General features: G+C 71.3%; 27 protein-coding genes, 4 tRNA genes and 1 pseudogene. 25 read left to right on the top strand and 7 right to left on the bottom strand.

What is annotated here, in order from left to right:
- The first annotated feature begins 20 nt into the window (after positions 1-20).
- From ACWGH1_RS06860 to ACWGH1_RS06875, 4 genes are all read left to right on the top strand, one after another.
- Positions 21-93, top strand: a tRNA-Glu gene (locus ACWGH1_RS06860).
- A gap of 63 nt (positions 94-156) precedes the next feature.
- A tRNA-Glu gene (locus ACWGH1_RS06865) sits at positions 157-229 on the top strand.
- A gap of 27 nt (positions 230-256) precedes the next feature.
- A tRNA-Gln gene (locus tag ACWGH1_RS06870) sits at positions 257-328 on the top strand.
- A gap of 27 nt (positions 329-355) precedes the next feature.
- Positions 356-428: transfer RNA gene (locus ACWGH1_RS06875), tRNA-Glu, on the top strand.
- Between the two features lie 172 nt (positions 429-600).
- Here the strand turns inward: ACWGH1_RS06875 and ndgR are convergent.
- The gene (ndgR, locus tag ACWGH1_RS06880) at positions 601-1,317 is read right to left on the bottom strand and encodes an IclR family transcriptional regulator NdgR (RefSeq protein ID WP_453356536.1); all 717 of its coding nucleotides are present in this window, start codon (positions 1,315-1,317) and stop codon (positions 601-603) included.
- Between the two features lie 185 nt (positions 1,318-1,502).
- On the opposite strand from ndgR, the gene leuC reads away from it, so the two are divergent.
- The 4 genes from leuC (at position 1,503) to ACWGH1_RS06900 (ending at position 4,708) form a co-directional block, all read left to right on the top strand.
- Positions 1,503-2,927, top strand: coding sequence for a 3-isopropylmalate dehydratase large subunit (leuC, locus tag ACWGH1_RS06885; RefSeq protein ID WP_453356535.1), 1,425 nt, complete (start codon positions 1,503-1,505; stop codon positions 2,925-2,927).
- 3 nt (positions 2,928-2,930) lie between these two features.
- Positions 2,931-3,524, top strand: a complete 594-nt coding sequence (leuD, locus tag ACWGH1_RS06890; RefSeq protein ID WP_453356534.1) for a 3-isopropylmalate dehydratase small subunit — start codon at positions 2,931-2,933, stop codon at positions 3,522-3,524.
- 137 nt (positions 3,525-3,661) lie between these two features.
- A complete protein-coding gene (locus tag ACWGH1_RS06895; protein ID WP_136213320.1) occupies positions 3,662-3,889 on the top strand; it encodes an SCO5555 family protein in 228 nt (75 codons plus the stop codon).
- 144 nt (positions 3,890-4,033) lie between these two features.
- Positions 4,034-4,708 carry an HU family DNA-binding protein gene (locus tag ACWGH1_RS06900; RefSeq protein ID WP_453408489.1) on the top strand — a complete coding sequence of 225 codons (675 nt, stop codon included), beginning with the start codon at positions 4,034-4,036 and terminating at the stop codon, positions 4,706-4,708.
- 319 nt (positions 4,709-5,027) lie between these two features.
- Here the strand turns inward: ACWGH1_RS06900 and cofC are convergent.
- Positions 5,028-5,684, bottom strand: a pseudogene (gene cofC / locus ACWGH1_RS06905) (2-phospho-L-lactate guanylyltransferase); the annotation flags it as partial.
- Between the two features lie 190 nt (positions 5,685-5,874).
- On the opposite strand from cofC, the gene ACWGH1_RS06910 reads away from it, so the two are divergent.
- Genes ACWGH1_RS06910 through ACWGH1_RS06920 form a run of 3 tightly spaced genes read left to right on the top strand, consistent with a single transcriptional unit; the run spans position 5,875 to position 8,828 of the window.
- Positions 5,875-6,627, top strand: a complete 753-nt coding sequence (locus ACWGH1_RS06910; RefSeq protein ID WP_453356491.1) for a lysophospholipid acyltransferase family protein — start codon at positions 5,875-5,877, stop codon at positions 6,625-6,627.
- Positions 6,624-7,634 carry an NAD(P)H-dependent glycerol-3-phosphate dehydrogenase gene (locus ACWGH1_RS06915; RefSeq protein ID WP_453356492.1) on the top strand — a complete coding sequence of 337 codons (1,011 nt, stop codon included), beginning with the start codon at positions 6,624-6,626 and terminating at the stop codon, positions 7,632-7,634. The genes ACWGH1_RS06910 and ACWGH1_RS06915 overlap by 4 nt, the downstream gene beginning before the upstream one ends.
- A gap of 39 nt (positions 7,635-7,673) precedes the next feature.
- A complete protein-coding gene (locus ACWGH1_RS06920) occupies positions 7,674-8,828 on the top strand; it encodes a D-alanine--D-alanine ligase family protein (RefSeq protein ID WP_453356493.1) in 1,155 nt (384 codons plus the stop codon).
- Between the two features lie 84 nt (positions 8,829-8,912).
- On the opposite strand, the gene ACWGH1_RS06925 is transcribed toward ACWGH1_RS06920, so the two are convergent.
- Positions 8,913-9,413 (bottom strand): DUF3515 domain-containing protein, encoded by a 501-nt coding sequence (locus ACWGH1_RS06925; protein ID WP_453357188.1) that lies wholly within the window; start codon positions 9,411-9,413, stop codon positions 8,913-8,915.
- Between the two features lie 22 nt (positions 9,414-9,435).
- Positions 9,436-9,669, bottom strand: coding sequence for an Lrp/AsnC ligand binding domain-containing protein (locus ACWGH1_RS06930; RefSeq protein ID WP_453357185.1), 234 nt, complete (start codon positions 9,667-9,669; stop codon positions 9,436-9,438).
- Between the two features lie 245 nt (positions 9,670-9,914).
- Here ACWGH1_RS06930 and ACWGH1_RS06935 point away from each other — a divergent pair, with 245 nt between their 5' ends.
- Together ACWGH1_RS06935 and thiD are read left to right on the top strand one after the other, a co-directional pair.
- A complete protein-coding gene (locus ACWGH1_RS06935) occupies positions 9,915-10,898 on the top strand; it encodes a thiamine-phosphate kinase (RefSeq protein WP_453408490.1) in 984 nt (327 codons plus the stop codon).
- Positions 10,895-11,695 (top strand): bifunctional hydroxymethylpyrimidine kinase/phosphomethylpyrimidine kinase, encoded by an 801-nt coding sequence (thiD, locus tag ACWGH1_RS06940; protein ID WP_453357187.1) that lies wholly within the window; start codon positions 10,895-10,897, stop codon positions 11,693-11,695. The genes ACWGH1_RS06935 and thiD overlap by 4 nt, the downstream gene beginning before the upstream one ends.
- Positions 11,696-11,842: 147 nt before the next feature.
- On the opposite strand, the gene rpmB is transcribed toward thiD, so the two are convergent.
- Positions 11,843-12,028 carry a 50S ribosomal protein L28 gene (rpmB, locus tag ACWGH1_RS06945; RefSeq protein ID WP_007266795.1) on the bottom strand — a complete coding sequence of 62 codons (186 nt, stop codon included), beginning with the start codon at positions 12,026-12,028 and terminating at the stop codon, positions 11,843-11,845.
- Between the two features lie 230 nt (positions 12,029-12,258).
- Here rpmB and ACWGH1_RS06950 point away from each other — a divergent pair, with 230 nt between their 5' ends.
- The 9 genes from ACWGH1_RS06950 (at position 12,259) to mutM (ending at position 21,307) form a co-directional block, all read left to right on the top strand.
- Positions 12,259-13,905, top strand: coding sequence for a DAK2 domain-containing protein (locus ACWGH1_RS06950; protein WP_453408491.1), 1,647 nt, complete (start codon positions 12,259-12,261; stop codon positions 13,903-13,905).
- Positions 13,906-13,931: 26 nt separating this feature from the next.
- Positions 13,932-16,133 (top strand): ATP-dependent DNA helicase RecG, encoded by a 2,202-nt coding sequence (gene recG, locus ACWGH1_RS06955; RefSeq protein WP_453355017.1) that lies wholly within the window; start codon positions 13,932-13,934, stop codon positions 16,131-16,133.
- A gap of 74 nt (positions 16,134-16,207) precedes the next feature.
- Positions 16,208-16,786, top strand: a complete 579-nt coding sequence (gene rsmD / locus ACWGH1_RS06960; protein WP_453355018.1) for a 16S rRNA (guanine(966)-N(2))-methyltransferase RsmD — start codon at positions 16,208-16,210, stop codon at positions 16,784-16,786.
- A gap of 29 nt (positions 16,787-16,815) precedes the next feature.
- The gene (coaD, locus tag ACWGH1_RS06965; RefSeq protein WP_453355021.1) at positions 16,816-17,295 is read left to right on the top strand and encodes a pantetheine-phosphate adenylyltransferase; all 480 of its coding nucleotides are present in this window, start codon (positions 16,816-16,818) and stop codon (positions 17,293-17,295) included.
- A gap of 103 nt (positions 17,296-17,398) precedes the next feature.
- The gene (locus ACWGH1_RS06970; RefSeq protein ID WP_453355019.1) at positions 17,399-18,448 is read left to right on the top strand and encodes an ATP synthase F0 subunit B; all 1,050 of its coding nucleotides are present in this window, start codon (positions 17,399-17,401) and stop codon (positions 18,446-18,448) included.
- 145 nt (positions 18,449-18,593) lie between these two features.
- Entirely contained in the window at positions 18,594-19,244 is a 651-nt protein-coding gene (locus ACWGH1_RS06975) for a YceD family protein (RefSeq protein WP_361310236.1), read from the top strand.
- Positions 19,245-19,246: 2 nt separating this feature from the next.
- A complete protein-coding gene (rpmF, locus tag ACWGH1_RS06980; RefSeq protein WP_003965982.1) occupies positions 19,247-19,420 on the top strand; it encodes a 50S ribosomal protein L32 in 174 nt (57 codons plus the stop codon).
- A gap of 19 nt (positions 19,421-19,439) precedes the next feature.
- The gene (rnc, locus tag ACWGH1_RS06985) at positions 19,440-20,297 is read left to right on the top strand and encodes a ribonuclease III (protein WP_453408492.1); all 858 of its coding nucleotides are present in this window, start codon (positions 19,440-19,442) and stop codon (positions 20,295-20,297) included.
- A 140-nt stretch (positions 20,298-20,437) separates the two neighbouring features.
- The gene (gene mutM / locus ACWGH1_RS06990; protein WP_453355299.1) at positions 20,438-21,307 is read left to right on the top strand and encodes a bifunctional DNA-formamidopyrimidine glycosylase/DNA-(apurinic or apyrimidinic site) lyase; all 870 of its coding nucleotides are present in this window, start codon (positions 20,438-20,440) and stop codon (positions 21,305-21,307) included.
- On the opposite strand, the gene ACWGH1_RS06995 is transcribed toward mutM, so the two are convergent.
- Entirely contained in the window at positions 21,280-21,684 is a 405-nt protein-coding gene (locus tag ACWGH1_RS06995; protein WP_453355300.1) for a winged helix-turn-helix transcriptional regulator, read from the bottom strand. The two genes, mutM and ACWGH1_RS06995, sit on opposite strands and share 28 nt — an antisense overlap.
- A 128-nt stretch (positions 21,685-21,812) precedes the next feature.
- On the opposite strand from ACWGH1_RS06995, the gene ACWGH1_RS07000 reads away from it, so the two are divergent.
- Entirely contained in the window at positions 21,813-22,415 is a 603-nt protein-coding gene (locus ACWGH1_RS07000) for a flavodoxin family protein (RefSeq protein WP_453355301.1), read from the top strand.
- A gap of 11 nt (positions 22,416-22,426) precedes the next feature.
- Here the strand turns inward: ACWGH1_RS07000 and ACWGH1_RS07005 are convergent, their stop codons facing one another.
- Positions 22,427-23,314: a CAP domain-containing protein gene (locus ACWGH1_RS07005; RefSeq protein ID WP_453355302.1), complete on the bottom strand. Its 888-nt coding sequence runs from the start codon at positions 23,312-23,314 to the stop codon at positions 22,427-22,429.
- A gap of 129 nt (positions 23,315-23,443) precedes the next feature.
- Here ACWGH1_RS07005 and ACWGH1_RS07010 point away from each other — a divergent pair, with 129 nt between their 5' ends.
- A complete protein-coding gene (locus ACWGH1_RS07010; protein ID WP_453355303.1) occupies positions 23,444-23,725 on the top strand; it encodes an acylphosphatase in 282 nt (93 codons plus the stop codon).
- Between the two features lie 348 nt (positions 23,726-24,073).
- Positions 24,074-24,283 (top strand): hypothetical protein, encoded by a 210-nt coding sequence (locus tag ACWGH1_RS07015; protein WP_136213338.1) that lies wholly within the window; start codon positions 24,074-24,076, stop codon positions 24,281-24,283.
- The last annotated feature ends 109 nt before the right edge of the window (positions 24,284-24,392 follow it).

The following is a 24,392-nucleotide window of genomic DNA, read 5'->3' on the forward strand; positions in this document are numbered from 1 at the left end:
CAGCAGTAACGCAGTGCTTTGCCCCCGTTGTGTAGCGGCCTAGCACGCCGCCCTCTCAAGGCGGTAGCGCCGGTTCGAATCCGGTCGGGGGTACAGATCCTTCCCGCAAGACCTCCACTGGGTAGCTCCCGGACGTCTTGATGCAGGATCGCTAGGGCCCCCGTTGTGTAGCGGCCTAGCACGCCGCCCTCTCAAGGCGGTAGCGCCGGTTCGAATCCGGTCGGGGGTACTATGTCTAGCTTGGTCTAGACCACTATGGGCTATAGTGTAATTGGCAACACGAGGGTTTCTGGTTCCCTTATTCTAGGTTCGAGTCCTGGTAGCCCAGCGCAGTGCAGCAGTAACGCAGTGCTTTGCCCCCGTTGTGTAGCGGCCTAGCACGCCGCCCTCTCAAGGCGGTAGCGCCGGTTCGAATCCGGTCGGGGGTACATGTGGGAGAGGCCCTCCGCGATCATCGCGGAGGGCCTCTTCGTCATGTCCGGGCCGAGCGGCGGGGCCGGCGCGCGGGCAGAAGTGCGGGCCCGGAGGCGCGTGTTCGGACGTGTGCGGCGTCGTACGCGCCCCCGGGCCCGGAAGGGAAGGGGGAAGGGCGGGGCGGGGTCAGCCGGTGCGGCGCAGGGCCTCGCTCAGCCGGCCGGCGGCGTCGATGACCGCCTGGGCGTGCATCCGTCCGGGATGCCGGGTCAGCCGCTCGATCGGGCCGGAGACCGACACGGCGGCCACCACCCGGTTCGACGGTCCGCGCACCGGCGCCGAGACGGAGGCCACGCCGGGCTCCCGCTCGCCGATCGACTGGGCCCAGCCGCGGCGCCGTACGCCCGACAGGGCGGTCGCCGTGAAGCGCGCACCCTGGAGCCCGCGGTGGAGCCGCTCGGGCTCCTCCCAGGCCATCAGGATCTGCGCGGCCGAGCCGGCCTTCATCGGGAGCGTGGAGCCCACCGGGACGGTGTCCCGCAGACCCGACAGCCGCTCGGCCGCGGCCACGCAGATGCGCATGTCGCCTTGACGCCGGTAGAGCTGCGCGCTCTCGCCCGTCACGTCGCGGAGGTGGGTGAGCACCGGTCCGGCCGTGGCCAGCAGGCGGTCCTCGCCGGCCGCGGCGGCAAGTTCTGCCAGCCGCGGGCCGAGGATGAACCGGCCCTGCATGTCCCTCGCCACCATCCGGTGGTGTTCCAGTGCCACGGCAAGGCGATGTGCCGTGGGTCGTGCGAGCCCTGTCGCCGCGACCAGCCCGGCGAGGGTGGCCGGACCGGACTCCAGTGCGCTCAGTACCAGAGCTGCCTTGTCGAGAACGCCGACGCCGCTAGAGTTGTCCATGAAACGATATTCACGTCTCACACTGTGAAACGCAAGTTCAATTTTTCCAAGAACGAGCGAGTCTGTATGTGCGGGTCCACGAACCACTGGGTCCGAGCCGTCGTCCGGGACGTGGGGTACGGGCGATACAGGCGCACGAAATCTCTATGAAGCGCCGGCACAACCGGCCGGCCGGAGGGAAAGCGATGGGTAGGACACTCGCGGAGAAGGTCTGGGACGACCATGTCGTCCGGCGCGCCGAGGGCGAGCCCGATCTCCTCTTCATCGATCTGCACCTGCTGCACGAGGTGACCAGCCCCCAGGCCTTCGAGGGTCTGCGCCAGGCCGGCCGCAAGGTCCGCCGCCTGGACCTCACCATCGCGACCGAGGACCACAACACCCCCACCATCGACATCGACAAGCCGATCGCGGACCCGGTCTCCCGGGCCCAGCTGGAGACGCTGCGCAGCAACTGCGCCGAGTTCGGGGTCCGCCTGCACTCGCTGGGCGACGTCGAGCAGGGTGTCGTCCACGTGGTGGGACCGCAGCTGGGACTGACCCAGCCCGGCACCACCGTGGTCTGCGGCGACTCGCACACCTCCACGCACGGCGCCTTCGGCGCGCTGGCCTTCGGCATCGGCACCAGCCAGGTCGAGCACGTGCTGGCCACCCAGACGCTGCCGCTGGCCCGCCCCAAGACGATGGCGATCACCGTCACCGGCGCGCTGGCCGAGGGCGTGACCGCCAAGGACCTCATCCTGGCGATCATTGCCAAGATCGGCACCGGCGGCGGCCAGGGCTACATCCTGGAATACCGCGGCGACGCCATCGAGAAGCTGTCGATGGAAGCGCGCATGACCATCTGCAACATGTCGATCGAGGCCGGCGCCCGCGCGGGCATGATCGCCCCCGACCAGACCACCTTCGACTACCTCCAGGGCCGCGACCACGCCCCCGAGGGCGAGGACTGGGACGCGGCGGTCGCCTACTGGAAGACGCTGCGCACCGACGACGACGCCGTCTTCGACGCCGAGGTCGTCATCGACGGCGCCGCGCTGTCCCCGTTCGTCACCTGGGGCACCAACCCGGGCCAGGGCGCGCCGCTGTCGGCCAGCGTCCCCGACCCGGCTTCGTACGAGGACGCTTCGGAGCGCCTGGCCGCAGAAAAGGCCCTGGAGTACATGGGGTTGACGGCCGGGCAGCCGCTGCGCGACATCAAGGTCGACACCGTCTTCGTAGGTTCCTGCACCAACGGCCGGATCGAGGACCTGCGCGCCGTGGCGGGCATCGTCGAGGGCCGCAAAGTCGCCGACGGCGTACGGATGCTGGTCGTCCCCGGTTCCGTCCGGGTCGCGCTCCAGGCCGTGGAGGAGGGCCTGGACAAGGTCTTCAAGGAGGCCGGGGCCGAATGGCGGCACGCGGGCTGCTCGATGTGCCTGGGCATGAACCCCGACCAACTGGCCCCCGGTGAGCGCTCCGCGTCCACCTCCAACCGCAACTTCGAGGGCCGTCAGGGCAAGGGCGGGCGCACCCACCTGGTCTCCCCGCAGGTGGCCGCCGCGACCGCGGTCCTGGGCCACCTGGCCTCGCCCACCGACCTGTCCGACGTCACCGCCCCCGCCGGAGTCTGAATCATGGAAGCTTTCACCACCCACACCGGCCGGGCCGTCCCGCTGCGCCGCAGCAACGTCGACACCGACCAGATCATCCCGGCCCACTGGCTGAAGAAGATCACCCGCGACGGATTCGAGGACGGGCTCTTCGAGGCCTGGCGCAAGGACCCGGAGTTCGTCACCAACCGTCCGGAGCGGGCCGGCGCGACCGTGCTGGTCGCCGGCCCCGACTTCGGCACCGGCTCCTCGCGCGAGCACGCCGTCTGGGCCCTGCAGAACTTCGGCTTCAAGACCGTCATCTCCTCGCGCTTCGCCGACATCTTCCGCGGCAACTCGCTGAAGAACGGTCTGCTGACCGTCGTGCTGCCGCAGGAGACCGTGGAGCGGCTGTGGCAGCTGACCGAGGCGGACCCCACGGCCGAGATCACGGTCGACCTGGTGGACCGCAAGGTCCGAGCAGAAGGCGTCGAGGCTGAGTTCGAACTCGACGACAACGCCCGCTGGCGTCTCCTGGAGGGCCTGGACGACATCTCCCTCACCCTTCAGAACGAAGCGGACATCGCCACGTACGAAAGCACCCGGCCCACCTTCAAGCCGCGCACGATTCGGCTGTGATTCCAGCCTGATCAGCGCTTATCCGCCCACGGGTGATCACGTCGCCCACACTGTGCCCTCCGCCTTCCGGCGGGGGGCACAGCCGTGTGTTGAGGCCCCGTGAGGCGACAACTCGCCCCAGATGGCACAATCTGTGCATGGAACGCGACAGTCAACTTGAGCTCTACGAAGTGGTCGCGAACCGATTGAAAGAAGCACACGCAAGAGTGCGCACGCTGCAAGTCCCGGAGGGCGTAAGGATGGCGCTGTCCCGGAAGCTGTTGGTCGTCACGGCCGCGGCGAAGCATGATCTCGCCGATGCGGCAAGGCGCCTGGACAGGTTGATGAAGGACCTCGACGAGGGTCGATTCCCTGAAGGCGACTGATGCGAAGGAACTCCGTAACGGCTTACAACGTTGCGGCACTAGGGTGATTAGCCCGTTTCGTGTTTGATTTGCGGTATATATCCGCCTAACGTGCGAAATAAGCTTGAACACATTCGTTCTGGCGAAGTCTCCGAAGGGGAAGACGTGAACAAGGCGCAGCTCGTAGAAGCGATTGCCGACAAGCTCGGCGGCCGCCAGCAGGCCGCGGACGCGGTCGACGCGGTACTGGACGCCATGGTCCGCGCGGTCGTCGCGGGCGACCGGGTCTCGGTCACCGGCTTCGGCTCGTTCGAGAAGGTCGACCGTCCGGCCCGCTACGCCCGTAACCCGCAGACGGGTGAGCGCGTCCGGGTCAAGAAGACCTCGGTTCCCCGGTTCCGTGCGGGCCAGGGCTTCAAGGACCTGGTCAGCGGCACCAAGAAGCTCCCCAAGGGCGGAGAGGTCGCCGTCAAGAAGGCGCCCAAGGGCAGCCTTTCGGGCCCGCCGCCCACCATCGCCAAGGCCGTCGGCAAGAAGGCCACCGCGAAGAAGACGGCGGCCAAGTCGACCTCCGCGCGCAAGACCACCACCGCCGCCGCCACCAAGAAGGCCGTCAGCAAGAAGACGACCGCGGCCGCCAAGAAGACCACCCCCGCGAAGAAGACGGCGGCGGGTCCCTCCACCTCCGCGGCGAAGAAGACCACCGCCAAGAAGGCCACGTCCACGGCCAAGAAGACGGCTCCGGCGGCCAAGAAGACCACCGCGAAGACCACCGCGCCCGCCAAGAAGACGACGGCGCGCAAGACCACCGCGAAGAAGACCACCGCCCGCAAGAAGTAATCGGGGCGCGAGTCACACACGCCGGGCCGGCTTCCCCACGGCGGGGAAGCCGGCCCGCGGTGCGTTCACGCGGCGGATCCCCGCAGGTGGGGGCGGTGCACAGGCCGCACCGACCCCGTCAGAAGGTCTGCAGGGTGACCAGGGTGATGCGCAGGTCCGCGCCCGAACCCTCCGTCTCGATCCGCACGCGCTGCCCGGGACGCAGCAGCCGCAGGCCGCCCGCGTCGAACGCCGCGGCCTCGAAGGGCACCGGGGTGCCGTCGTCCAGCAGCACACTGCCGCTGCGGGTCCGGGAGTCGTACGTGTACGCGGTCGCCTGCATACCGGCACTGTATCGGGCCGTGTGACGGCCCACCCCGAGCGCGAGCGCCGTGCGCAGATCGGCGCCCGTGTCCACGTCCCGGCGGACGCTGTCGACGCCGGTCAGGGCGATTTCCACCGCCCCGGACGCCGAATGCCTGGCCCGCGACGGGCCGCCGAACGAGGGCGCCAATTCCATGTCCGGACCAGCGGAAAGCAGGGTCGTCCCGATTCCCGCCGCATCGGCCAGAAAAGCCCGCGGAAATACCGAAGCGGTATCGAGCACGCGTAGCAATTCGGGCGGCCGCAGTGCGGGCAGGTCCGCGTTCAGCGCGGCCACCGCCGACCCGGGCCGACCCGACCGTACGGCCCGCGCACCGTGGGCCAGCGCCGCGTTGAGGCCCGCGCCCGGCGCGTCCGGAACGATCCGTGCCCCCAGCCGCGCCAGTTCCGCACCCGCCACGGCGTCGTCCGTGACGACCACCACATCCGCCACCGCCGCGCAGGCCAGCGCCCCCGCCACGGTGTCCTGGGCGAAGGCCAGCGCGAGCCCCGGGCGGGAGCCGCCGACGGCCGCGGCCAGCCGGCTCTTGGCCAGTGCCAGCGGCTTCAACGGGATCACCAGCGTCCAGACGGCGTTCGTCGCGGCCCCCTTCCCTCCGGTGCGCCCCCGCACGCGTTCGGGCCGTGGTCAGGTCACGGCCCGGTCGTCAGTGGGCCCATTGTCCCCTCCGCCCGGGCACGGGTGGGTCCCGCGGTCTGAGCGGGGCGTACGGTGTTCTCGACAGAGACCGGACCTGGGGCGACACTTGTCCGGCCCACGAGGCGCCCACGCCGTGCCCCCGGTCCTAGAGGAAGGTGTCCGAGTGTCCCGCCGCAGAATCGGCTTCTGGTACCGCCTGGCGGCGGTCATCGCGAAACCGCCGCTGGTAGTGCTCTTCAAGCGGGACTGGCGGGGAATGCACCACATTCCGGCCGACGGCGGGTTTATCACCGCCGTCAATCACAACTCGTATCTGGACCCGCTGTCCTACGCGCACTTCCAGTACAACACCGGCCGGGTCCCGCGGCTGCTCGCGAAGGCAGGCCTGTTCAAGGTGCCTTTCGTCGGCATGATCCTGCGCGGTTCGGGACAGATCCCCGTCTACCGGGAGACCACCAACGCCCTGGACGCGTTCCGGGCGGCCGTCGCCGCCATCGAACGCGGGGAATGCGTGGCCTTTTACCCGGAGGGCACCCTCACCCGGGACCCGGGGATGTGGCCCATGGCCGGCAAGACCGGCGTGGCCAGGGTGGCGCTGGTCACCAAGGCGCCCGTCATCCCGGTGGCCCAGTGGGGCGCGAACCTCGCGATGCCGCCCTACGCCAAGGAGAACAAGGTCAGCCTGTTCCCCCGCAAGACCCTCCAGGTGCTCGCCGGACCGCCCGTGGACCTCTCCGAGTTCTACGACCGGGAACCCACCCCCGAGGTGCTCAAGGCGGCCACCGAGACCATCATGGCGGCCGTCACCGGGCTGCTGGAGGAGCTGCGCGGCGAGAAGGCGCCCGAGCAGCCGTACGACCACCGCAAGGCCAGGGCGGAACAGCGGCGCAAGGCCGCGGGGGAGGGCATGAAGTGACACGTCCCGTGAAGGCGGCCGTCTACGGAACCGGCTCCTGGGGCACGGCGTTCGCCATGGTCCTCGCCGACGCCGGCTGCGAGGTGACCCTCTGGGGCCGCCGCAAGGAGCTGGCCGACGCCGTCAACAGCGGCCGGACCAACCCGGACTACCTGCCCGGCGTCGAACTCCCCGCGAACGTCCGGGCCACCACGGACGCGGCCGAAGCCGCCGAGGGGGCCGACTTCACGGTCCTCGCCGTCCCCTCCCAGACCCTGCGCGGCAACCTGGCGGCCTGGGCGCCCCTGCTGGCCCCCGACACCGTGCTCGTCTCCTTGATGAAGGGCATCGAACTCGGCACCGCCAAGCGGATGAGCGAGGTCATCGAGGAAGTCGCCGGCGTCCCGGCCGAGCGCGTCGCCGTCGTCACCGGCCCCAACCTGGCCCGTGAGATCGCCGCCCGCCAGCCCGCCGCCTCCGTGGTCGCCTGCGTGGACGAGGGCGTCGCCCAGCGCCTCCAGGCCGCCTGCCACACCCCGTACTTCCGCCCGTACACCAACACCGACGTCGTCGGCTGCGAGCTCGGCGGAGCCGTCAAGAACGTCATCGGCCTCGCCGTGGGCATCGCGGACGGCATGGGCCTGGGCGACAACACCAAGGGCTCGCTCATCACCCGCGGCCTCGCCGAGACCACCCGCCTCGGCCTCGCCATGGGCGCGGACCCGCTCACCTTCTCCGGCCTCGCGGGCCTCGGCGACCTGGTCGCCACCTGCTCCTCGCCGCTCTCCCGGAACCACACCTTCGGCACGAACCTCGGCCGCGGGATGACCCTGGAGGAGACCATCGCGGTCACCAAGCAGACCGCGGAAGGGGTCAAGTCCTGCCAGTCGGTGGCAGATCTGGCCCACCGGCACGGAGTGGACATGCCGATCACCGAGACGGTCGTCGACATCGTGCACCACGGCAAGCCCACGCTGGTCGCATTGAAGGAACTGATGAGCCGCAGCGCCAAACCGGAACGCCGCTGAGTCCTTTCCGGACGTCCGAGCGGGTACTCTCGTGGCGATATGAGCAGCGAGAACCTCCCCCAGACCCCTGAGCAGCAGGGCCGCAAGCCCCGCGTGGCCGTCGTGTTCGGCGGCCGCAGCTCGGAACACGCCATCTCGGTCGTCACCGCGGGCGCCGTGCTGCGCTCCATCGACCGGTCCAAGTACGAGGTGCTGCCCATCGGCATCACCACGGACGGCCGGTGGGCGCTGACCGCCGACGAGCCCGCCCGGATGGCCATCGCCGACCGGAAGCTCCCGAACGTCGACGAGCTCGCGGACTCCGAGGAGGGCGCCGTCGTCCTCTCCGTCGACCCCGCCAACCGCGAGGTGGTCTACACCGAGCCGGGCGCCGTTCCCAAGGCCCTGGGCGAGGTCGACGTCGTCTTCCCCGTGCTGCACGGCCCGTACGGCGAGGACGGCACCCTCCAGGGGCTGCTGGAACTCGCCGGCGTCCCGTACGTCGGTTCGGGCGTCCTCGCCTCGGCCGTCGGCCAGGACAAGGACTACATGAAGCGGGTGTTCACCTCCTTCGGGCTGAACGTCGGCCCGTACGTGACCGTCCGGCCCCGCGAGTGGGCCGACCCGGACGCCGCCCGCGGGAAGATCCTGGACTTCGCCGCCGAACACGGCTGGCCGCTGTTCATCAAGCCCGCCCGGGCCGGCTCCTCCATCGGCATCACCAAGGTCGACGACGCCTCCGCCCTGGACGCGGCCGTCGCCGAGGCCCAGCGCCACGACCCGAAGATCATCGTGGAGGCGCTGCTGCGCGGCCGCGAGATCGAGTGCGGCGTGCTGGAATTCGAGGACGGCCCCCGCGCGAGCGCCCCGGCCGAGATCCCGCCGGTATCCAGCCACGACTTCTACGACTTCGAGGCGAAGTACATCGACTCGGCCTCCGGGATCGTGCCCGCCCCGCTCACCCCCGAGCAGACCGCCGAGGTGCAGCGGCTCGCCGTCGAGGCCTTCGAGGCCGCTTCGTGCGAGGGCCTGGTGCGCGCCGACTTCTTCCTCACCGAGGACGGCACCTTCGTCATCAACGAGATCAACACCATGCCGGGCTTCACCCCCATCTCCATGTACCCGCGCATGTGGCAGGAGTCGGGCGTCGAGTACCCGGAGCTGGTCGACCTGCTGATCCAGGCCGCCCTGCGCCGCTCCACCGGGCTGCGCTGAGCCCGACGGGGCCGCACACACGAAAGGACCGCCCGCCGGAACTCCGGCGGGCGGTCCTCGTGGAAACGGGGGCCGGGCGGCCCCTCAGTAGGAGGAGATGCCCTCGGGCACGGTCTTGGCGACCGCCGCGGACAGCCCGACCAGCATCTGCGCGTCGGTGGCGTGCTCCTTGTCCACCCGGACCTCGGTGTACGCCAGCCGCAGCCCGGTCGTGAACCGGTAGCCGCCGCCCTCGCCGTCGGGCACCCGCTCCACCAGCCAGCCCACCCCGTTGACGTCGACGCCGTCCGCCTTCGGATCGGACATCTTCGGGGGCTTGGGGATACCGCACCGCAGTACGATCGCCGAGCCGCCCCACGCGGCGGTCAGCGGCGACTCGGGTGTGGTGCCGGTCCGCTCCAGGCCGGCCACCGTGTCGGGGAGCTCCTCGTGCAGTGCCGCACAGAGTCCCGCGACGTCGGCGGGCGGCGTGGGCGGTGGGTCCAGCCGGGCCCGGGAACCGTCCGGGGCGCAGCCCGCGAGGGCCAGCAGGGCGGTACAGGCGGACAGGGCCAGCAGACGCAGCGGCCGGTGGTGGACAGACATCACCGGCCAAGACTAGACGGGGCTACAGATGGACCACCGGGCAGGTCAAGGTGCGGGTGATCCCCTCCACCTGCTGGACCTTGGCGACCACCATGCGGCCGAGATCGTCGACGGTGTCGGCCTGGGCGCGCACGATCACGTCGTACGGGCCCGTGACGTCCTCGGCTTGGATCACCCCCGCGATCTGGCCGATGGACTCGGCGACGGACGACGCCTTGCCCACCTCGGTCTGGATAAGGATGTACGCCTGTACCACGGAACCTCCAGGGCGGCCACGAGGATCATTTCCCCTAACCTTCGGTTGGGCCCTGGAACTGCGGGTGGGCCCGGGGAAGAAGGGACGCCACGGTACCGCGTCGCCGAGCGCCGCGGGGAGACCCGCGAGCCCGGCACCGCGCACGGCGGGGCGCACATGGAGCAGAAGTTGACGTATCTGTTGACGGTACCCAGAGCTGTGACGGCTCGCGACCGCAAGCGGACTGGGCAAGAAGGGGCACAGCGATGAAGGGCACTGTGGGCGAGCTGGGGGAGTTCGGGCTCATTCGGGAGCTCACCTCACGGCTCACCACCACCCCGGCGGTCCGGCTCGGACCCGGGGACGACGCCGCGGTGGTGTCGGCCCCCGACCGGCGGGTCGTGGCGAGTACGGACATCCTGCTGGAGGGCCGGCACTTCCGGCGCGACTGGTCCACGGCGTACGACGTCGGCCGCAAGGCCGCCGCCCAGAACCTCGCCGACATCGCCGCCATGGGCGCGGTGCCGACCGCGCTCCTGCTGGGCCTCGTCGTACCGGCGGAACTGCCGGTGACCTGGCCCACCGAGCTGATGGACGGCATCCGCGACGAGTGCCAGGTCGCCGGCGCGGCCGTGGTCGGCGGCGACGTCGTACGCGGTGACACCATCACCGTCGCCATCACCGCCCTGGGTGACCTGCGCAACCACGAACCGGTGCTGCGCTCCGGCGCCCGGCCCGGCGACGTGGTGGCCGTCACCGGCTGGCTGGGCTGGTCCGCGGCCGGTTTCGCCGTGCTCTCGCGCGGCTTCCGCTCCCCGCGGGCCTTCGTGGAGGCACACCGTCGCCCCGAACCGCCCTACCACGCGGGCCCCGCCGCGGCCGGACTCGGCGCCACCGCCATGACCGACGTCAGCGACGGCCTCGTCGCCGACCTCGGGCACATCGCCGAGGCCAGCAAGGTACGGATCGACCTGCGCTCGGCGGCCGTCGACATCCCGAGCCAGATGTACGACATCGGCCAGGCCGTCGGAGTGGACCCGCTCCAGTGGGTGCTCACCGGCGGCGAGGACCACGCCATCGTGGCGACCTTCCCGCCCGACGTGAAGCTGCCCGCCCGCTGGAAGGTCATCGGCGAGGTGCAGAACCGCTCCGCGCTGCCCCAGGTGACCGTCGACGGCGCCCCCTGGACCAGCACCGGCGGCTGGGACCACTTCGGCACCGACCCGACCGCCGAGGAGCCCTCGCGGTGAGCCGTCCGCCGCTGTGCCTGACCGTCGCCGGATCAGACTCCGGGGGCGGCGCCGGCATCCAGGCCGACCTCAAGACGATGCTGGCCCTCGGCGTGCACGGGATGAGCGTCGTCACGGCCGTGACCGCGCAGAACTCGCTCGGCGTGCAGGGAGCCTGGGAACTGCCCGCCGAAGCCGTCAGGGCCCAGTACCGGGCCGTGGTGGACGACATCGGGGTGCAGGCGGTCAAGACCGGAATGCTGTCCTCGGCGGTCCTCGTGGAGACGGTGGCCGAACTCCTCGCCGGCACCGCGGCCCCGGCGGTCGTCGACCCGGTGGGCGTCTCCAAACACGGCGACGCGCTGCTCGCCGTCTCCGCGCTGGACGCCGTACGCGAGGAGCTGCTGCCCCGGGCCACGGTGGCGACCCCGAACCTCGACGAGGTGGCGCAGCTCACCGGGGTCGTGGTCGGGAGCGAGGACGACATGCGGCGGGCCGCCGACGCGGTCCTCGGCTTCGGGCCCCGCTGGGCCCTGATCAAGGGCGGCCACCTGGCGGCGTCCGGCGACCAAGCCGTGGACCTGCTGACCGACGGCGCCGCGGAACACTGGCTGCGCGCGCCCCGCTACGACAACCGGCACACCCACGGCACGGGATGCACCCTGGCCAGCGCCGTCGCGGCGGGCCTCGCCGGGGGCCTGGACGTGCCCGCCGCCGTCACGGCGGCCAAGGAGTACGTCACCGGTGCCATCGCGGCCGGCTTCGCCCTCGGCGCGGGCATCGGCCCCGTGGACCACGCCTGGCGGTGGCGGGCCTAGGACCGGGCCCGCATACGGGTAAGGGGGCGGGGCCGGTGACCGCACCGGCGCCGCCCCCTTACCGCGGGGCAAGGCAAAAGGCCGGTCCACGAGGTGGACCGGCCTTCTTGGCAACCGGAAAGGGCTGCGCTACGACGACGAGAGGCGTCAGCGCGAGACCTTGCCGGCCTTGATGCACGAGGTGCAGGCGTTGAGGCGCTTCGGCGTCCCATTGACCACGGCACGGACGCGCTGGATGTTCGGGTTCCAGCGACGCGAGGTGCGGCGGTGCGAGTGGGAGATGTTGTTGCCGAAGCTCGGCCCCTTGGCGCAAACGTCGCAGTTGGCAGCCACAGGTCACTCCAAAGACTTCAGGTGCACTTACAGTGAATCCGGCGCACCGGAATCAGAGATCCGAAGTGGTTTGCCGGGGGAAATGGCCCGACTCTCATCGGGCAACCGGAGCAGCATACAACGACTGCGCCCGTCCAAGAAAACTACCATGGGCTCCGCCGGCCCCGCCCCGGGCGGCCGGCCTTCGTTACCCTGCGGTGAACCCTGGCCCGCACAAGGAGGAACGCCCGGTGCCGCACGAGCCCCAGCCGCAGCCCGCCGACGAGCTCGACGCCGAAGCGGTGCGCACCTGGAGTTCGCTGGCCCTGGCCGCCCTGGACCGGGCCCGCGAGGACATCGACGCCATCAACGTCTACCCCGTCGCGGACGCCGACACCGGCACCAACCTCTACCTCACCGCCGAGTCGGCCGACCGCGAGCTGGCCGCGGCCTTCGAGGACGTGACCCCGGCCGCGCCCGCCCCCTCGCTCCCCGAAGCCGTACGGGCCTACGCGCACGGCGCCCTCATAGGCGCCCGGGGCAACTCCGGGACGATCCTCGCGCAGCTGCTGCGCGGGGTGGCCGACGTACTCGGCACCGAACCGGGGGGACGGGCACCCGGCCCGATGCTCGCGCAGGCCCTGACCCGGGCCGCGGAAGAGGCGTACCAGGCCGTCGCGCACCCCGTCGAGGGCACCATGCTCACCGTCGCCACCGCCGCGGCGCGGGCGGCCGGGGCCGCCGCGGGGACCGCCGCGGACGTGGCCCGGGCCGCCTACGACGGGGCCCGCGCCGCCCTGGCCGAGACCCCGGGACAGCTGGCGGCGCTCGGCCGGGCCGGGGTGGTCGACGCCGGGGGCTGCGGGGTGGTCGCCGTACTCGGGGCGCTGTGGCAGGCGCTGTCCGGCCAGGAGCCGGCCCCGGAGCCGGTCCGGGGCCGGGCCGTGCCCGTACCGCAGTCGCCGCAGCCCTGCGACGCGACGGAGCTGGGCGGGCCCGGGTACGAGGTGATCTACCTGCTGGAGGCCACCGAAGCCGCGGTGGCGACCCTGCGGGCCCGGCTCGACGGACTCGGCGACTCGCTGGTCGTGGTCGGCGGCGAGGGGCTCTGGAACGTCCACGTCCACGTCGACGACCCCGGGGCGGCCGTGGAGGCCGGAGTGGTCGCCGGGCGGCCCTACCGCATCCGCATCACCCACTTCGGCGACGAGCGGCGCCGCGCGCGGACCGAGCGCGCCCAGCGGGCCGTGGTCGCCGTGGTCCCCGGCGAGGGGCTGGCCGGCCTCTGCGCGGACGCGGGCGCGACCACCGTCCTGGCCCGGCCCGGGGAGACACCGGCGGTCGCCGAACTCGCCGACGCGATCCGGCGGGCCCACGCCCGCGAGGTGGTGGTGCTGCCCAGCGGCACCGAGTGGCGCGCGGCGGCCGCCGCGGCCGCCGAGGAGGCCAGGGCCGATGGCGTGCGCGTGGCCGTGATCCCCGCCCGCTCGGCGGTCCAGGGCCTGGCCGCCCTCGCCGTGCACGACCCGGACGCCACCTTCGACGAGGACGTGGTGGCCATGACGGCGGCCGCGGGCGCCACCCGCTACGGGGAACTGGCCGTCGCCGAACGGCAGTCCTTCACCTCCGCCGGCATCTGCCAGGCCGGGGACGTCCTCGGCCTGATCGACGGCGACATCGCCGTCATCGGAACCGGTCTGCCGGAGACCGCGGAGGCCGTCCTGGCGCGGATGCTCGGCTCCGGTGGCGAACTCGTCACCCTCGTCCTCGGACCGGAGGTCCCCGACGCGCTCGCCGCGCGCCTGGAGGCGTACGTCCAGCACGGACACCTGGCCGTCGACACCGTCACCTACCGCGGCGGCCGCTACTCGGCGCCGCTGCTCATCGGGGTCGAATAGCCGCGTTGTCGGCGCCATGGTGTGCAATGGAACACGTGCCCGCGCTCGACGAAGACCTCAAGAAGACCCTCGGCCCCGCCACCGCCAAGGTGCTGGCCGAGCAGCTCGGCCTGCACACGGCCCTGGACCTGCTCCACCACTACCCGCGGCGGTACGCGGAGCGCGGGGAGCTCACGCCCCTCGCCGGCCTCGCCGACCAGCTCGACGAGCACGTGACGGTCGTCGCGCAGGTCGCGGACGCGAGACTCCTCACCTACCAGGGCAGCCGGGGCGGCGGGAAGCGCCTCGAAGTCACCATCACCGACGGCAGCGGCCGGCTCCAGCTGGTCTTCTTCGGCTCGGGTGTCCACAAACCGCACAAGGACCTGCTGCCCGGCAGCCGCGCCATGTTCGCGGGCAAGGTCTCCAAGTTCAACCACAAGCTCCAGCTCGCCCACCCCGCGTACGAGCCGCTCGGCAAGGAGGCGGAGGACGCCGGCGGGGCCGCGGCCGCCTTCGCGAACCAGCTCATCCCGATCTACCCGGCCTGCAAGCAGCTGGAGTCGTGGAAGATCGCCAAATGCGTGGACGCGGTGCTGCCCAGGGTCCGGGAGACCGTGGACCCGCTGCCCCCCGCGCTGCGCGAGGGGCGCGGGCTGATCCCGCTCCCCGAAGCACTGGTGAAGATCCACCGGCCGGCCGCCAAGGCCGACATCGAGGACGCCCGCCAACGCCTCAAGTGGGACGAGGCCTTCGTCCTCCAAGTCGCCCTCGCCCGGCGCCGGCACGCCGACTCCCAGCTCCCGGCCGTCCCCCGCCGCCCCGCCCCGGGCGGCCTGCTCGACGCCTTCGACGGGAAGCTGCCCTTCACCCTCACCGAGGGCCAGCAGACCGTCTCGAAGGAGATCTTCGACGACCTCGCCACCGAACACCCCATGCACCGCCTGCTCCAGGGCGAGGTCGGCTCCGGCAAGACGATGGTCGCGCTGCGGGCCATGCTCGCCGTCGTGGACTGCGGCGGGCAGGCCGCGATGCTCGCGCCCACCGAGGTGCTCGCCCAGCAGCACCACCGCTCCATCACCGAGATGATGGGCGAGCTGGCCGAGGGCGGGATGCTCGGCGGCTCCGACCGGGGTACCAAGGTCGTACTGCTCACCGGCTCCATGGGGATGCCCGCGCGGCGCCAGGCGCTCCTGGACCTGGTCACCGGCGAGGCCGGCATCGTCATCGGCACGCACGCCCTGATCGAGGACAAGGTGCGCTTCCACGACCTCGGCCTGGTCGTGGTCGACGAACAGCACCGCTTCGGCGTCGAACAGCGCGACGCGCTGCGCTCCAAGGGCAAACAGCCGCCCCACCTGCTGGTCATGACCGCCACCCCGATCCCGCGCACCGTCGCCATGACCGTCTTCGGCGACCTGGAGACCTCCGTCCTCGACCAGCTGCCCGCCGGCCGCTCCCCGATCGCGACGCACGTGGTCCCCGCGAAGGACAAGCCGCACTTCCTCGCCCGCGCCTGGGAGCGGGTCCGCGAGGAAGTCGGGAACGGCCACCAGGCGTACGTGGTCTGCCCGCGCATCGGTGACGCGGAGGACGACGCCAAGAAGAAGTCCGCCGAGGACGAGAGCGAGAAGCGGCCGCCGCTGGCCGTCCTGGAGATCGCCGAACAGCTGGTCAAGGGGCCGCTCGCCGGGCTGTCGGTCGAGGTGCTGCACGGCCGGATGGACCCCGCCGACAAGGACGACGTCATGCGGCGCTTCGCCGCGGGCGAGGTCGAGGTGCTCGTGGCCACCACCGTCATCGAGGTCGGGGTGAACGTGCCGAACTCCACCGTGATGGTGATCATGGATGCCGACCGGTTCGGCGTCTCCCAGCTGCACCAGCTGCGCGGCCGCGTCGGCCGCGGCTCCGCGCCCGGACTGTGCCTGCTGGTCAGCGAGATGCACGAGGCCAGCCCCGCCCGCGCCCGGCTCGCCGCCGTCGCCGCCACCCTGGACGGCTTCGAGCTGTCCCGGATCGACCTGGAGCAGCGCCGCGAGGGCGACGTGCTCGGCCAGGCCCAGTCGGGCGTGCGCTCCTCGCTGCGGATGCTCGCGGTCATCGAGGACGAGGAGGTCATCGCCCAGGCCCGCGAGGAAGCCACCCGCGTGGTCGCCGAGGACCCCGAGCTGACCCGGCTGCCCGGACTGCGTACGGCGCTGGACGCCCTGCTGGACACCGAGCGCGAGCAGTACCTGGAGAAGGGCTGACCGGTACGACATATCGTTGGAGCCCCCGAGCACCCCCGCCCTCTCCACCGCCCCCTGCACCCCGAAGGACCCAGATGACCCGCGTGATCGCCGGCAGCGCCGGCGGGCGACGGCTGGCCGTGCCGCCCGGCACCGGCACCCGCCCGACCTCGGACCGGATGCGCGAAGGGCTCTTCTCCACCTGGGAGTCCCTGCACGGCGTGCCGGGCTCCCGCGTGCTGGACCTGTACGCCGGCTCCGGCGCGGTCGGTCTGGAGGCGCTCTCGCGCGGCGCGGACCACGCCCTGCTGGTCGAGCCCGACGCGAAGGCCGCCAAGGCGATCCGCGACAACATCAAGGCGGTCGGTCTGCCGGGCGCCGAATTCCGGGCCGGGAAAGCGGAACAGATCGTCGCGGCCGCCGCGCACGCGGAGCCGTACGACATCGTGTTCCTGGACCCGCCGTACGCCGTCGGACACGACGATCTTGGAGAGATCCTGCTCACACTCCGGTCCAATGGCTGGCTCACGGACGACGCACTGGTCACCGTGGAACGCAGCACCAGGAGCGGTGCCTTCCCCTGGCCCGACGGGTTCGAGCCGCTCCGGTCGCGGAAGTACGGCGAAGGCACCCTTTGGTACGGTCGCGCCGCCTTCACCAGCGAAGAATCATGATGCCCGCACCGGAGAGCGAGGGACTTCACTTGCGCCGCGCCGTCTGTCCCGGGTCGTTCGACCCCATCACCAACGGACACCTCGACATCATCGGCCGGGCCTCCCGGCTCTACGACGTCGTCCACGTGGCCGTGATGATCAACCAGTCCAAGAAGGGACTGTTCACCGTCGAGGAGCGGATCGAGCTGATCCGCGAGGCGACGGCCGACTACGGCAACGTGGAGGTCGAGTCCTTCCACGGGCTGCTCGTCGACTTCTGCAAGCAGCGGGACATCCCGGCGATCGTCAAGGGCCTGCGCGCCGTCAGCGACTTCGACTACGAACTCCAGATGGCCCAGATGAACATGGGCCTCTCCGGCGTCGAAACGCTGTTCGTGCCGACCAATCCCACCTACAGCTTCCTGTCGTCCTCCCTGGTCAAGGAGGTCGCGGCCTGGGGCGGTGACGTCGCCCACCTGCTGCCCGCCCACGTGCACGCGGCGCTCCTCGCCCGGCTCGCGGAGCGCTGACCGCCGGGCGTTGCGACAGCCGGTCCCGCGCGGTCACCCGGCGGCCTTACAGTCGTCCCGTCCGACTCGGGAACCGCCCGAGGCCGAGAGAGTGCGAGCCCCCATGGACGTGCAGAAGAAGCTCGACGAGACCGTCGCGGCCGTCAGCGGCGCCCGGTCCATGCCCATGTCGGCCTCCTGCGTGATCAACCGCGCGGAGCTGCTCGCCGGGCTGGAAGAGGTCCGCAAGGCGCTCCCCGGCTCGCTCGCGCAGGCACAGGAGCTCATCGGCGGCCGGGACCAGATGGTCGAGGAGGCCCGCCGGGAGGCGGACCGCATCATCGAGTCCGCGCACGCCCAGCGCGGTTCGCTCATCTCCGACACCGAGATCGCCCGGCGCGCGCAGGCCGAGGCCGACCGGATCCTGGCGGACGCCCGCCGGGAGGCCGGGGAGATCCGGGCCGAGGCGGACGACTACGTCGACAGCAAGCTCGCGAACTTCGAGGTCGTGCTCAGCAAGACCATCGGCTCCGTGGACCGGGGCCGCGAGAAACTGCTGGGGCGCGGCCCGGGGCTGGACGAGCACGGGTACCCCGAGACGGACGCCCCCGAGCGCAGCGGCGACCCGCAGACGCAGCGCGAGCAGGCGGACGCGTACGTGGACACCAAGCTGGCCACCTTCGAAGCGGTGCTCTCCAAGACCCTGGAGGCCGTCGGCCGGGGCCGCCAGAAGCTGTTGGGCCGGGCGCCGACGGACGACCTCGGCGCGCACATGGCCGCCCAGGACGCGGCGGGCTCCTCGCAGTCCCGCTCGGCGAGCGACGCGGACTTCCTGGCGGGCCTCGCCGAACCCGCGCCCGAGATGGTCCCGGTGTCCGTCCCGGCCCAGGCCCGGCAGGAACCGGTCTACGACGCGTACGCCTACGGGCAGCAGCCGCAGGCGCAGCAGGAGCCGCAGCACGATCCGTACCCCGGTTACCAGGACCCGTACGGCTACCAGCAGCAGGGCCAGCAGCCGGACCCGTACGGCATGCCCTACCAGCAGCAGCCGGACCCCTACGCGGCCTACCACCAGCCCCAGGCGCCCCAGCAGCCCGCGCTCGACGAGACCAGCTTCTTCGACACGAGCATGATCAACCTGGACCAGCTGCGGCAGTATGAGCAGGGACGCTAGACCGGATTGGGCGCTGGGCGCGGCGCCGGGTATCCTGGCTGTTCGGTCGCGCGTATGCACCGCGATCCATGCTGCCCTTGAGCGGCTCAGCCTCTTGAGTGCAGCGGGTTTGACCTTCAGCGATCTGTGAAAGCAGGAACCGGCCCTGAGCACCCACCTTGACCACCGCAACCCCCTCGTGTTCGACACGCACGAGCTGGGTCGGCGTCCTGGTGCCATGCAGCGGCTGTCCCGCGAGGTCGCGGCGCCGGCGGACCTCGGTCTCGCCGACGTCATCGGAGTGCCGGAAGGCGCCCCGCTGAAGCTCAGCCTCCGCATGGAATCGGTCATGGAAGGGGTGCTTGTCACAGGCACCGCTCGTGGCCGGGCCGTGGGGGAGTGCGTAAGGTGTCTGGAGTCCGTCGAGCGCGAGCTCAAGGCGGACTTCCAGGAGATGTTCTCGTACCCTGACGCCGACGACCGGAGCCGCTCCAAGGCGGAGCCGGCCGACGACGCCGAGGACGACGAGGACACGCTCCACCTTGAGGACGGCTTGTTCGACCTCGAACCCGTGCTGCGCGACGTGGTGGTGCTCGCACTGCCGCTGCAGCCGGTGTGCCGGGAGGACTGTCTCGGACTGTGCCCGGAATGCGGGCTCAATCTGAACGAGGACCCGGACCACCACCATGACGCCGTCGACATCCGTTGGGCGGCTCTGCAGGAACTCGTCGTGACCGATCAGGACGACGAGAAGGACAACATGAGCGGCACTGCATCTGACGGAGTTCAGAGCGCCGCCGAGAAGCAGGAGAAGTAGCCGTGGCTGTTCCGAAGCGGAAGATGTCGCGCAGCAACACGCGCCACCGCCGGTCGCAGTGGAAGGCTGCGGTCCCCACCCTGGTTTCGTGTGAGCGTTGCCAGGAGCCGAAGCTCCAGCACATTGCGTGCCCGAGCTGCGGCACCTACAACAAGCGCCAGGTCCTCGAGGTCTGAGCGGCTGGTGAGAGGCGCAATGTCTGAGCTGTCCAACGCTGAGAAGCAGGCAGACAGTAACAACGCGGCCTCGTCCCACGTGCTTCTGGAAGGGCGGCTCGGGTACCAACTCGAGTCCGCCCTTCTGGTGCGTGCGCTGACCCACCGCTCGTACGCGTACGAGAACGGCGGTCTGCCCACCAACGAGCGCCTGGAGTTCCTCGGGGACTCCGTGCTCGGCCTGGTGGTCACGGACACGCTGTACACGACCCACCCCGACCTGCCGGAAGGCCAGCTGGCCAAACTGCGGGCCGCGGTGGTCAACTCGCGCGCACTGGCGGAGGTCGGGCGCGGCCTCGACCTGGGCTCCTTCATCCGGCTCGGCCGGGGCGAAGAGGGCACGGGTGGCCGGGACAAGGCCTCCATCCTCGCCGACACCCTTGAAGCGGTGATCGGCGCGGTCTACCTCGACAAGGGTCTCGACGCGGCCTCGGAGCTGGTGCACCGGCTCTTCGACCCGCTCATCGAGAAGTCCTCCAACCTCGGGGCCGGCCTGGACTGGAAGACCAGTCTCCAGGAGCTCACGGCGGCCGAAGGGCTCGGTGTACCGGAATACCTGGTCACCGAGACCGGACCGGACCACGAGAAGACCTTCACAGCTGCCGCTCGCGTCGGTGGTGTCTCGTACGGCACCGGCACCGGCCGCAGCAAGAAGGAAGCGGAACAGCAGGCGGCGGAGTCCGCGTGGCGCGGGATCCGCGCCGCGGCGGACGAGCGGATCGCGGCGGCAGCCGCGGCCGCCGCCGCTCCGGCGGCGGTCCCGGCCTCGGCCGAGCCCGACGCCGCGGCCGTGGACGGCGGGGCGCCGACGCCCGCCGGTCCGGCGCCGAGCGCCTGACGCTTCCTTCGGGATCACCGCCCGCCCCTGCCTCGCAGGGGCGGGCGTCCTGTTTCCCGGGCCGCTCGGGGCGGTCTGTCGGTGGTGGCCGGTAGGCTCGCGAGTGAGCGCCGCAGAACCGTACCCGTCGGAGGAACACCGTGCCCGAGCTGCCCGAAGTCGAAGTGGTGCGGCGGGGGTTGGAGCGCTGGGTGGCCGGGCGGACGGTCGCCGGCGTCGAGGTGCTGCACCCCCGGGCCGTACGCCGCCATCCCGGCGGCGGGGCCGATTTCGTCGCCCGGCTGACCGGCCAGACCTTCGGGGTGCCGATGCGGCGCGGCAAGTACCTGTGGCTGCCCCTGGAGGGCCGGGACCTCTCGGTGCTCGGGCACCTCGGGATGAGCGGGCAGCTGCTGGTGCAGCCGGCCAGGACGCCGGACGAGAAGCACCTGCGGATCCGGGTGCGCTTCGCGGACGACGCCGGGACCGAGCTGCGCTTCGTCGACCAGCGCACCTTCGGCGGGCTCTCGCTGCACGAGACCGTTCCCGAGAGCGCCGAGGGGCTGCCCGACGTCATCGCGCACATCGCGCGCGACCCGCTGGATCCCCTGTTCGACGAGGCCTCCTACCACCTCGCCCTGCGAGCCAAGCGGACCACCCTCAAGCGGGCGCTGCTGGACCAGTCGCTGATCAGCGGCGTCGGCAACATCTACGCGGACGAGGCGCTGTGGCGCGCGCGGCTGCACTACGAGCGGCCCACCGCCACGCTCACGCGCCCCCGGAGCGTGGAACTCCTCACGCACGTCCGGGACGTCATGAACGCCGCCCTCGCCGTCGGCGGGACCAGCTTCGACAGCCTCTACGTCAACGTGAACGGCGAGTCCGGCTACTTCGACCGGTCGCTCGACGCGTACGGGCGCGAGGACGAGCCCTGTCGGCGCTGCGGCACGCCGATGCGGCGCCGGCCGTGGATGAACCGGTCGAGCTACTTCTGCCCGCGCTGTCAGCGGCTGCCGCGGCTGCCGTCGTAGGTCTGCCGCGAGGACAGGACCTCGGGCATGCTGCCCTCCAGGAAGTGGATGAGCGACAGCAGCCGGTCGGCGACCTCGCGGCCGAGGGGCGTCAGCTCGTAGTCCACGCGGGGCGGGTTGGTCGGCTGGGCGTCACGGGTGACGATGCCGTCCCGCTCCAGCGCGTGCAGGGTCTGCGAGAGCATCTTCTCGCTCACGCCGTCGACCCGGCGGCGCAGCTCGTTGAAGCGGCAGGGGCCTTCGCGCAGGGCGCCCACCGTGAGGCTGCCCCAGCGGCCGGTGACGTGCTCCAGGGTTTCCCGCGACGGGCAGGTGCGCGCGAACACGTCGAACGGGAGGTCCGTGTACGTCGTCTCGGGGCAGAGGGGTTTCTCCATAGCGCAAGCGTACTCCTCCACAGCGCTAACCGGATGCTTGCGCTATCCAAAAGTTAGTGCTTCTCTTGTGTTCGTCGCCCCGCCGCTCCGCGGGGCGGCCACCACGAGCACTCCTGAGGAGAACCGCCATGTCCGCCGTTGCCCACACCCCCGTCGTCTCCATCGCCTACCACTCCGGATACGGACACACCGCGGTCCTCGCCGAGGCCGTCCGGGCGGGCGCCGTCGAAGCCGGCGCCACGGTTCACCTGATCAAGGTCGACGAGATCGACGACGCGCAGTGGGACCTCCTCGACGCGTCCGACGCGATCGTCTTCGGTTCGCCGACCTACATGGGCACCGCCTCGGGCGCCTTCCACGCCTTCGCCGAGGCCACCTCGAAGCGCTGGTTCGGCGATGTCTGGCAGGACAAGGTCGCCGCCGGGTTCACGAACTCCGGTTCGAAGAGCGGCGACAAGTCGGGCACGCTGGGCTACTTCCAGACGCTGGCCGCGCAGCACTCCATGAGCTGGGTCAACCTCGGTCTCAAGCCGGGCTGGAACACCAGCACCGCCTCGGAGAACGACCTCAACCGGCTGGGCTTCTTCTCCGGCGCGGCCGCCCAGACCCACACCGACCACGGCGTGGAGGACGTGCACAAGGCCGACATAGCCACCGCCGAGCACCTCGGCCGCCGGGTCGCGGAGCACACCCGCGTGCTCGTGGCCGGCCGTGCCGTGCTGGCCGCCTGAGGCGCTTCCGCTCAGAAACCGAAGTCCTGGGTCCACCACGGGCCGCCGGCGGCGAAGTAGGCGCCGACGCCCAGGGTGCGGAACTCGCAGTTGAGGATGTTCGCCTTGTGCCCCGGGCTGTTCATCCAGGCCTTCATCACCGATGCGGCGTCACCCTGGCCCCGGGCTATGTTCTCGCCGCCGAGGCCGGAGATGCCTGCGGCCTGGGCCCGGTCCCAAGGGGTCCGGCCGTCGGGGTCGGTGTGGTCGAAGAAGCCCCGTACCGCCATGTCCTTGCTGAACGCCGCCGCCAGTGAGGCGAGCGGCGGGTTGGCCCGGACCGGGCCGCATCCCGCCTGGGCGCGCTCCTGGTTCACCAGGGTGAGGACGGCCGCCTCCTCGGCGGAGTGGCCGTCGCCCGCTGCGGGCACCGGAGCCGCGGGCACGGGCACGGGCACGGGGGCGGGGGGCTTGGGCGCCGCGGGCTTGGGGGGCTTCGGGGCGGCGGGCTTCGGGGCGGCCGTGGTCTTCGTCGGCTCCGGTGTCTTGGTCGACGCCGCGGGTGTGGGCGTGGGCGACGGTGAGGGGGAGGCGGAAGCGGAGGGGGAAGGCGACGCGGAGGGGGTGGGCGAGGCGCTGCTCGCCGCGGAGGAGGGAACGGCCCGGCCGGGGAGCCCGGTGAGGCCGCCCTGCTGCTGGAGGGAGCGCCCGGCGTCGGGGCTGGCCGACGCCTTGGCCTCGGTCTTGGAGCCGGAGTCCGTACCCACGTAGGGGAAGGAACTGCCGACCGGCACGAGTCCGGTGGTGACGGCCGCCGTGCCGAGGGCCACGGCCACCGAAACGCCCAGCAGACCGTTGCGCACGACGGTGCGGCGCTCGCCGCCACGGGGCGGTGCGGCGTGGAGTCGGTGGCGTCCCATCCGGCTGGCCTTTCTTACAAGATCATCCCTAACTCCCCCAAATGGGTGAGTTCATTGGTGCGCGACTGTACGCCATGGGCCCAGGGGGGTGATGTGCCTGGAAAGTGATCGTCCGGTTAGCGTTCACGCATGAACGAAGACGTCCGGCTGACCGCATGGGTGCGCGGCCGTGTACAGGGAGTGGGCTTCCGCTGGTTCACCAGGGCCAATGCGCTGGAGATCGGCGGGCTGGTCGGCTTCGCGCTGAACCTGGACGACGGTCGAGTACAGGTGGTGGCCGAGGGTCAACGTGAGAATTGCCACCGGCTGCTGGACTGGCTCCGCTCGTCCGACACGCCCGGGCGGGTGGACGGAGTGACAGAGATCTGGGGCACACCGCGCGGTGGCTACGACGGGTTCGGGATCCGGTGACAGATCGGCCGATGATGCGCTGATCCGATCCCCGGCCGGTCCGCAGGCCTGGGAACTGCGGATTCCCCGCGGCGGCGTTGCCGCGCGCGCCGAATCGTGGAAGGCTCGGAGGCGAGGATGATCTCCGCCCCCCGTGCGAGGGCCGGGCTGCCCGCCGATACAGGGCGTGATCGTGTTGACCGTCAAACTTTTTGGTGAGACGCTGGAAGCCCCGCGCACCTGAGCTGTTTGGCAGCGCTGACAGTAGTAAGCGCAGTGACTGACAGTCGCTGCCGGACCGCCGCGGGTGCGATTCCCTCACGACCCACACCGCTTCGGTCGGTCACTCAGTGTGGAGGACCATCCATCATGGCAAAGGCGCTTCTCGGTTACGTCGGCGGTTCTGACCCGCGACTCCTCGCCGAGATGCGACGGCTTCAGCAGCGCGTCCAGGACCTTGAGTCCGAACTCGGACGAATTCAGTCCGAGAACGACGCGCTGAATGCAGCCGCCGCTCAGCACGGAGACACGTTGCTGGACACCCTCGACGTATCCCAGGCGGAGCCTGCGCTCACCTGATCCGCGCTCTCGCGTCGACGCTAGACTCCAGCCAGCATGATCTGCAAGGGACGCTTCGGCGTCCCTTCTTTCTTTCCCCTCCGCCCTTCCTGCCGTCGGCCGCCGCCCG

The organism is Streptomyces sp. NPDC054883, from assembly GCF_053610645.1.